Origin of the sequence: Novosphingobium sp. ERW19 (assembly GCF_012641315.1) — a bacterium.
Classification (GTDB): domain Bacteria; phylum Pseudomonadota; class Alphaproteobacteria; order Sphingomonadales; family Sphingomonadaceae; genus Novosphingobium.
The window spans coordinates 672,011-679,896 of record NZ_JABAIC010000001.1 but is presented as its reverse complement, the minus strand read 5'-3'; the positions used below and the strand labels follow the sequence as shown (position 1 = coordinate 679,896).

The window sequence follows — 7,886 nt, the reverse complement described above, 5'->3', positions numbered from 1 at the left end:
GGGTTCATGCTCATCTTCACGTTCGCAAGATCAACCCCCGAACCATCCGCCTTCACACGAGGCTTCACGTTGTAGTCAATCACGCGCTTCACGCAGACCAGGGCTTTCATGTGTCGTGCTCCTGCCAATCCCATGCCGTTGATGCACAGCACCAGAATAGGATGCGGCACCGGCTCGATCCTCGCGATGACGCGGAACGTGGATGGTGTCCACGGTAAATTTGCAAAGGTGCAAAGCGGAACTTTGCAGTTTGGGTCTGTTGAGGAAGCGTTTGGACCGCTGGGCTGGTCAGTGTAAAAGAACGAAGATTCTAATAAAGGAGCGGATGATGCTGAGACTGTCTCGCCAACTTGATTACGGAAAGCCGGCTCCGCCCTTCGAGCTGCCGGACGTCGAAGGAAGGCTGCGGACCTTGGGCAACTTCGCCGAGAGCTCGGCGCTGCTGGTGGCCTTCATCTGCAACCATTGCCCGTTCGTGCTGCACGTGCTGGACGAGTTCATCGCCTTTGCGCGGGAGTATCAGCCCAAGGGCCTGCAGGTCGTGGCGATCTCTTCGAACTGGCCGGACGATTTTCCCGAAGACGATTATCCGCACATGCAGAAGCTGGCGGCCGAGAAGGACTTTCCGTTCCCCTATCTGCATGACGAGACGCAGGATGTGGCGCTGGCCTACAATGCGATCTGTACGCCGGACTTCTTCCTCTACGATCAGGAGAGGCTGCTCTATTACGCAGGCCAGTTCGACGCGAGCAGGCCGAAGATCAATCGTCCGCCGGTGCCGGGCCTGCCGCCGCTGCGAACGGACCTGCCGGTAACCGGCGAGGACATGCGGCGCGCCGTGGATGCGCTGTTGGCAGGAGATGCCGCACCGCAACCGCAACATCCGAGCGCCGGTTGCAGCATCAAGTGGCGACCGGGGAAGGACCCGTCGTGGGGATGAGCTTGCCGGCCTGAAGGCAACAAAAAAAGGGGAGCGGCGATGCGCTCCCCTTTCCTTTTTTGACGATCCCGCGTCGACTTAGAAGTCGACCGCGAGGCGGACGCCGTAAGTGCGCGGCGTGCCGAACTGCCAGTTGAAGATATCGTCCGGACCTGCGGAGACGAAGCTGCCGTAGGTCAGCGGGCGGGTGCCCTCGATGTTCTTCACGAACGCACTGATCGTGAACTTCTTGTCCTCTGGCTGGTACTCGAGGCTCGCATCGGTCTGGCTGAGCGCGCTCTGCTCACCATCACGATAGTTGTAGAAGTCGGTGAAGTACTTGCTCTTGAAGGTGGTGTTCACCCGTGCGGTCAGGCCACCCATGTCGCCGAGCGGGAAGGTGTGGTCGAGACCGGCCGTGATGACGAATTCTGGCGAGAACGGCGGGCGGTTGCCGGCAAAGTTCGGCTGCTGCACGCCGGGCTTCGTCGGATCGAGATCACCCACGCCGTTGCGGGCGCCGGAGAGGTCGAACACGTTGAACTGGGCGAAGAGCTCCTTGTACTCGGCGTTCAGGTAGTTAGCCGAGGCGTGGAAGTTCGTGCGATCGTCCAGCGCGATGTCTGCCGAGGCTTCGAGACCCCAGATCTTGGCCTTGCCGGCGTTGAAGATCTGGCCGCCGATGGCAGTGTCGAGCAGGACCGAGACCTGCAGGTCCTTGTAGTCGTAGTAGAACCCGCCAAGGTTGAACTGGTGCTGGCCATGATCGCCGAAGGTCTGCTTCCACCCGCCTTCGAACGCGGTATTCGTCTCGGGCTTGTAGGTTCCGACCGAGTCGAAGCCGCCGCCCTTGAAGCCTGTTGAAGCCTTGACGAACAGCAGCGTATCGCTGTTCGGCTTGTAGTTCAGGCCGGCAAGCCAAGTGACCTTGCTGTCGCTGCTCTTGAGGGGCAGGAACGAGGCGTTGATCGCATTGATGTTCTTGCGGCTCGGGCCGGTAGCGAACAGGAACGGACGCGACGGGCCGAAGGGGTTGGCGTTGACGTAAGTCGCATCGCGGCTGTTGTCGGTGTAGCGCAGGCCGCCAACGGCAGTCAGCTGTTCGGTCAGCGGCACTTCGACCTGGCCAAAGACCGACTTGCTGTCGCTTTCGACATAGCGACCGAAGTAGCTGAGGAAGGTGCCGGGCGTGGGGCCGTTGGCACCGAACGGCGGCGCACCGAAGATGAAGCTCGGCAGCATGAAGCCGCTTTCGCGCGCGATCTTCTCCTTGAAGTAGAAGCCGCCCACCTGGTAGATCACCCCGCCGAGCGTGCCGTTGACGCGCAGTTCGTGGCTCTGTGTGTCGGCTTCGTCCTGGAAGTTGTACGACTGGTAGATCGTCGGCAGGGTCAGGCGGCTCGGATCGCCCGAGTACTTGCGGTAACCACCGATGTAGGTCAGCGTTGCGGCATCGCTGATCTCGTAGGCGATGCGGCCGCGTGCGGCCCATGTGTGATCGCTGACATGGCCGATGCCGAAGAGCGGCGCGGCGTAGTTGCTGCGGTCAACCTTCGAGAGCAGGTTGGTGTTGCTGGGCACGCACAGGACCTGCGGATAGGCCGGGGCAACGCGCGTAAAGCCGTTGTTGCAAGTGCCGCCGGTGGGACCGTTGCCAGCAGCGTTGAGATCACCCGCAGCGAAGACGCCCGGAGTGAAGCTGCGGTGCGAGTATTCACCGGCGAGGTTGATGGTCAGGCGATCGACCGGCTCGAGGCGCAGCGAAACGCGGCCGCCGTAGGAGTGGTTGTCGTCCGAGCGTCCTGCCTTGTAGGCCGGGAACACGAAGAAGCCGCCGCCGGCAGGGTGCTTGCTGTAGCCATCGCGGTCATCATAGAAACCCGAGACGCGCAGGCCGGCAACGTCGCCCAACGGCAGATCAACCCCGGCATCGGCGCGCACGGCGTTGTAATTGCCATAGCTGATCGAGCCGTTTGCGCCGAACTCCTTGCCGGGCTTGCGGGTGATGAAGTTGATCGCGCCGCCGGTCGAGTTGCGGCCATAGAGCGTACCCTGCGGGCCGCGCAGCACTTCGACGCGGTCGATGTCGAACAGGGCCATGCCCATCACGTTCGGACGGTTGATGTATTCACCGTCGATGTTGACGACGACCGAGGTGTCCTGCGCTTCGTCGTTCGAGGTGGTGCCGACGCCGCGCACTGTGACCTTCACCGTGCCCTGGTCCTGGTTGAGCTGAACAACAGGCGCGATCTTGCCGACGTCGTTCATGCTGCCGAAGCCAGCCTTCTGAAGCTCCTCGCCGGAGACCACGTCGATCTTGATGGGAACGTCGTTGAGGTTCTGCGCGCGGTTCTGCGCGGTGACGATGATGACGTTGGGATCGGCCTCTTCGGCAGCTTCCTGCGCGTGGGCGGGCAGGGCGAAAGCCAGCGCGCAGGCGCTTGCCAGCAGGGCATGGGTATACAGGGTCTTGGGCATGATCTTCAGTTCCTCCCCAGGTGGCGCCGCGTTGGGCGTGGCAGCGTGTTAGCAGATTAGAATTCTAAAAACTAGAACCCCAATTCTATTGGTAGAAAACTTTCGACACCTTGCGGCATTTTTGCAACGCGAGGGCGAGTGGGTTGCCAAATCGTGCCGGCACTGTGGCGCAGGGTTGGCATCAAGTAAAATACACAAGCTTTCAGCTGCCATAGGCAGAGCTTATGAGAGCCTTCCTAGAAGCCGCCGTTGTCATGGAGCCTATGCTCGTTTTGACAATTCACAAAGAAAACAGATTTGATGGAAACCGATCACTTTTTGATATGATTAACGCAAAAAAGGCGTCGGAGAGCCCCCGACGCCTTGATCTTTTGCGCGGCTGGGTCGTGTCAGCCGATGCCCATCAGCCTTGCGTTCAGGGCGCGATCAGCGCCACCGGCGGCGAAGTCATCGAAGGCATGCTCGGTCACCTTGATGATGTGACGGTCGATGAACGGTGCGCCTTCAGCGGCTCCCACTTCCGGGTGCTTGAGCGCGCATTCCCATTCCAGCACGGCCCAGCCGGCATAGTCGTTGGCGGCCATCTTGCTGAAGATGCCGGGGAAATCGACCTGGCCATCGCCGAGCGAACGGAAGCGGCCCGGGCGATCGACCCATGACTGGTACCCGCCATAGACGCCCGAGCGCCCATTGGGACGGAACTCGGCGTCCTTCACGTGGAAGCACTTGATGCGTTCGTGGTAGATGTCGATAAAGGCGAGGTAATCGAGCTGCTGCAGCACGAAGTGGCTGGGATCATAGAGAATGTTGGCGCGCGGATGGTTGCCGACGCGTGTCAGGAACATCTCGAACGTGACGCCGTCGTGGAGATCCTCGCCGGGATGGATTTCGTAGGCAACGTCGACGCCGTTTTCATCGAACACGTCGAGGATCGGCTTCCAGCGGCGGGCCAGTTCGTCGAAGGCGTCCTCAACAAGCCCTGCCGGCCGCGCTGGCCATGGGTAGAAGTAGGGCCAGGCGAACGCGCCCGAGAACGAGGCGTGCGCTTTCAGGCCGAGATTGGCACTGGCCTTGGCGGCGTACTTCATCTGCTGCACGGCCCAGGCCTGGCGGGCGACGGGATTGCCGTGGACCGCTTCCGGGGCAAAGCCATCGAACTGCGCATCGAAGGCCGGGTGCACGGCCACGAGCTGGCCCTGGAGGTGGGTGGAAAGCTCGGTGATCTCCAGCCCCTTGTCGGCGAGCATGCCCTTGATCTCGTCGCAGTAGGTCTGGCTCGTCGCGGCTTTTTCGAGATCGAACAGGCGGCCGTCCCAGCTGGGGATCTGGATGCCCTTGTAACCGAGCCCCGCCACCCAGTCAGCGATGGCTTCGAGGCTGTTGAACGGTGCGGCATCGCCCGCGAACTGGGCGAGGAAGATGCCCGGGCCCTTGATGGTCTTCATGGCGCTTTTATCCTCAGAGCTTGACCCAGCCGGCATTGTCGCGGCTGGCGGAAACGGCGGTGTCAATGAATGTCATGCCGCGCACGCCATCGGCAATGCCGGGCAGGAGCGGAGCGCTGTCACCGCGCAAGAGGGCGGCAAAATCGCGATAGAGGTTGGCGAAGGCTTCGAGATACCCCTCGGGGTGCCCGCCGGGCGTGCGCGTGCGCGATGCTGCGTCGCTGCCGAGGACCCCGGTGCCGGAGCGTACGAGAGTGCAGGTGCCGTCGAGCCGGTTGATGGTGAGGGTGTTGGGCTCTTCCTGTTTCCAGGTCACGCCGCCCTTGTCGCCATAGGCGCGGATGCGCAGGCCATTGAGTTCACCGACTTCGATCTGGCTGGCGAGCAGCACGCCGCGCGCACCGTTATCGAAGCGCAGGAGGATCGAGCAGTCATCGTCGAGCAGGCGGCCGGGCACGACCGCGCCAAGATCGGCCAGCAGTTCGGTGACGCGCAGGCCGGTGACGAACTCGGCCAGCTGGAAGGCATGGACGCCGATATCGCCAATGCAACCGCCGAGACCGGCCTTGGCAGGATCGACGCGCCATTCCGCCTGTTTGCCGACCGCTTCTCCTGCCAGCCAGCCTTGTGGATACTCGACGACAACCTTGCGCACGGTGCCGATCTCGCCGGCGGCAATGCGGGCGCGGGCTTCGCGGACCAGCGGGTAGCCGGAGTAGGTGTAGGTTACGCCGAACGGCTTGCCTGCATCCGCCACCACTGCGGCCAGCTCGTGCGCCTCGGCCAGCGTGGCGGTGAGCGGCTTGTCGGTCATCACCGGATAGCCGGCCGCGAGCGCGGCGCGGGCTGAAGGGAGGTGGTTATGGTTGGGCGTGACGATCGAGACGAAATCGATCCCGTCCGCGCGCGAGGCTTCGGCGGCGAACATCGCGTCGAGCGAAGGGTAGGCGCGGGCGGGATCGATGCGATAGCTTTCGCCTGCGGCCGCGCTGCGGGCGGCATCACTGGAAAAGACCCCGGCGACAAGTTCGATCTCGCGGTCCAGTTCAGCGGCAAAGCGGTGCACCGGGCCAATGAAAGCACCCGGCCCGCCACCAATCAGTGCCATCCGCAAACGCCGCATCAGTCTCTCCTAATTTAGAAAAATCATTCTATTTTCAAAATTCGTCCGGTCAAGGTTCGGCGTACGCCGATTTGCCATCGCCAAGCTTTGCGATTCGTGTAACAAACCCGCGCATCGTTCTAGAACCAAAATTTTCTTTGAAGGCGAACGGGTACGCAATGGCACGAGCGGGTAGGCAGGCGGAAGAACCGGAACTGGCAGTTGAAACGGTCAGCCGCAAGCCCCAGCAGGGCCGGAGCAAGGCTTCGCTGGAACGGATGCTGTCCGCAGCGCGCGAACTGATGCTGGAGCGGGGCAGCGAAGACTTTACGCTGCAGGACGTGAACCAGAAGGGCAACGTCTCCATCGGTTCGATCTACCTGCGATTCCAGAGCAAGGACAACCTGGTCCGCGCGGTGATTGCCCGTGCGCTTGAAGACATTGCCGCTGCCGAAGATGCGATGGTGGCCGAGGTGCTGGCGCAGTCCCCCACGCTTGACGAGTTCATGCCGCGCTACGTGGCGGGCTATGCCGAAGTGTTGCGCGTGAATGCGCCGCTGCTGCGCCTTGCGATGGAACGGGCGTCGTTCGATCCGCTTGTTTCCAAGCCGGGCAAGGATCACGCCTTCCGTGCGACGCAGCTCGGCATGAACGCGATGCTCCACTATCGCGACACGTTTGGCGGCAGCGACCATGAGACCAGGGCCAACTCGGCCTACAAGATCGTCTTCGCCACGCTGGCGCGCCAGCTCAGCCTCGGCTCCTCGGGCGAAGCAGCACATGATTATGACTGGGAAGTCCTGAAGCGCGAACTTGGCCGCATGTGCCTGGCGTATCTTCGCGCTCCCTGAGGGTCAGGGCCTGACGGTCAGGGCCTGACGGTCAGGGCTTGAAGGTCGGGGGCGGAAGGTTCAGCCTTGGGCGAGCAGGCGCTTCATGATCGCGCGGACTTCGTCGGCCATGTCGGGGCGTTCGAGCGCGAGCGACAACGTCGCCTCGACGAATCCGGCCTTGCTGCCGCAGTCAAAGCGGCGGCCGTCGAACTTCACGGCGTGGAAGGGCTGCTGGCCGATCATCCGGGCCATCGCGTCGGTCAACTGGATTTCGCCCCCGGCACCCTTTTCCTGGCTTTCGAGCGTGCGCATGACTTCGGGCTGGAGAATGTAGCGGCCAGAGATGATCAGGTTTGAAGGCGCATCCTCGCGCCTGGGCTTTTCGACGAGGCCGGTGACTTCAGTAAGAGAATCCGAGACGCTCTGGCCGGGCGCGATCACGCCGTAGCTGGACACCTCCTCCTGCGGCACTTCGAGCACGGAGATGAGGTTGCCGCCGACTTCGTTGTAGGCATCGACCATCTGCTTCATGCAGCCGCCCTTGCCACCGGGATCGCCGACCATCATTTCGTCGGGCAGGAAAATCGCAAAGGGTTCATTGCCGACGACCGCGCGGGCGCACCAGATCGCGTGGCCCAGGCCCATCGGCACCTGCTGGCGCACGGTGACAAGATTGCCCGGCAGAATGCGCGTGGGCTCAAGCACTTCGAGCGCCTTGCCGCGATCGGACATGGTGTGTTCAAGTTCGTAGGCCGTGTCGAAGTGTTCGACGATGGCGGTCTTGCCGCGACCAGTCACGAAAATGAGCTGTTCGATCCCGGCCTCGCGCGCTTCGTCGACCGCGTACTGGATCAGCGGACGGTCGATGATCGGCAGCATTTCCTTGGGGATCGCCTTGGTGGCAGGCAGAAAGCGCGTGCCAAGACCTGCGACCGGAAAAACGGCCTTGCGGATCGGCTTTCGCGAAGTGTCAGAACCCATTTTCCAGCCAATATCCATGCTTTGTTGCATCCTCATGATGCACTGCACAATTACTGAGGTGAAATGTCAAGCGCGTGACGTCACGTTATCGTATGCCCCAAGCTTGCACCGCCCTGAAAACCGGATAA

The 7,886-nt window shown here is 62.2% G+C and carries 6 protein-coding genes and 1 pseudogene; 2 read left to right on the top strand and 5 right to left on the bottom strand.

What is annotated here, in order from left to right:
- Positions 1-110, bottom strand: a pseudogene (locus tag HGI46_RS03390) (electron transfer flavoprotein subunit beta/FixA family protein); the annotation flags it as partial.
- A 218-nt stretch (positions 111-328) separates the two neighbouring features.
- On the opposite strand from HGI46_RS03390, the gene HGI46_RS03385 reads away from it, so the two are divergent.
- Entirely contained in the window at positions 329-940 is a 612-nt protein-coding gene (locus tag HGI46_RS03385) for a thioredoxin family protein (protein WP_168903074.1), read from the top strand.
- A gap of 78 nt (positions 941-1,018) precedes the next feature.
- Here the strand turns inward: HGI46_RS03385 and HGI46_RS03380 are convergent, their stop codons facing one another.
- From HGI46_RS03380 to HGI46_RS03370, 3 genes are all read right to left on the bottom strand, one after another.
- Complete coding sequence (locus tag HGI46_RS03380; RefSeq protein WP_168903073.1) at positions 1,019-3,397, bottom strand: TonB-dependent receptor; 2,379 nt, start codon at positions 3,395-3,397, stop codon at positions 1,019-1,021.
- A 389-nt stretch (positions 3,398-3,786) separates the two neighbouring features.
- A complete protein-coding gene (locus HGI46_RS03375) occupies positions 3,787-4,842 on the bottom strand; it encodes a sugar phosphate isomerase/epimerase (RefSeq protein ID WP_168903072.1) in 1,056 nt (351 codons plus the stop codon).
- Between the two features lie 13 nt (positions 4,843-4,855).
- Positions 4,856-5,965, bottom strand: a complete 1,110-nt coding sequence (locus tag HGI46_RS03370; protein ID WP_168903071.1) for a Gfo/Idh/MocA family oxidoreductase — start codon at positions 5,963-5,965, stop codon at positions 4,856-4,858.
- 158 nt (positions 5,966-6,123) lie between these two features.
- Between HGI46_RS03370 and HGI46_RS03365 the strand changes: the two genes are divergently transcribed.
- Positions 6,124-6,795, top strand: a complete 672-nt coding sequence (locus HGI46_RS03365) for a TetR/AcrR family transcriptional regulator (protein WP_118072498.1) — start codon at positions 6,124-6,126, stop codon at positions 6,793-6,795.
- A 60-nt stretch (positions 6,796-6,855) separates the two neighbouring features.
- Here HGI46_RS03365 and galU read toward each other — a convergent pair whose 3' ends face one another.
- Complete coding sequence (galU, locus tag HGI46_RS03360) at positions 6,856-7,758, bottom strand: UTP--glucose-1-phosphate uridylyltransferase GalU (RefSeq protein WP_168903070.1); 903 nt, start codon at positions 7,756-7,758, stop codon at positions 6,856-6,858.
- Positions 7,759-7,886 lie beyond the last annotated feature (128 nt).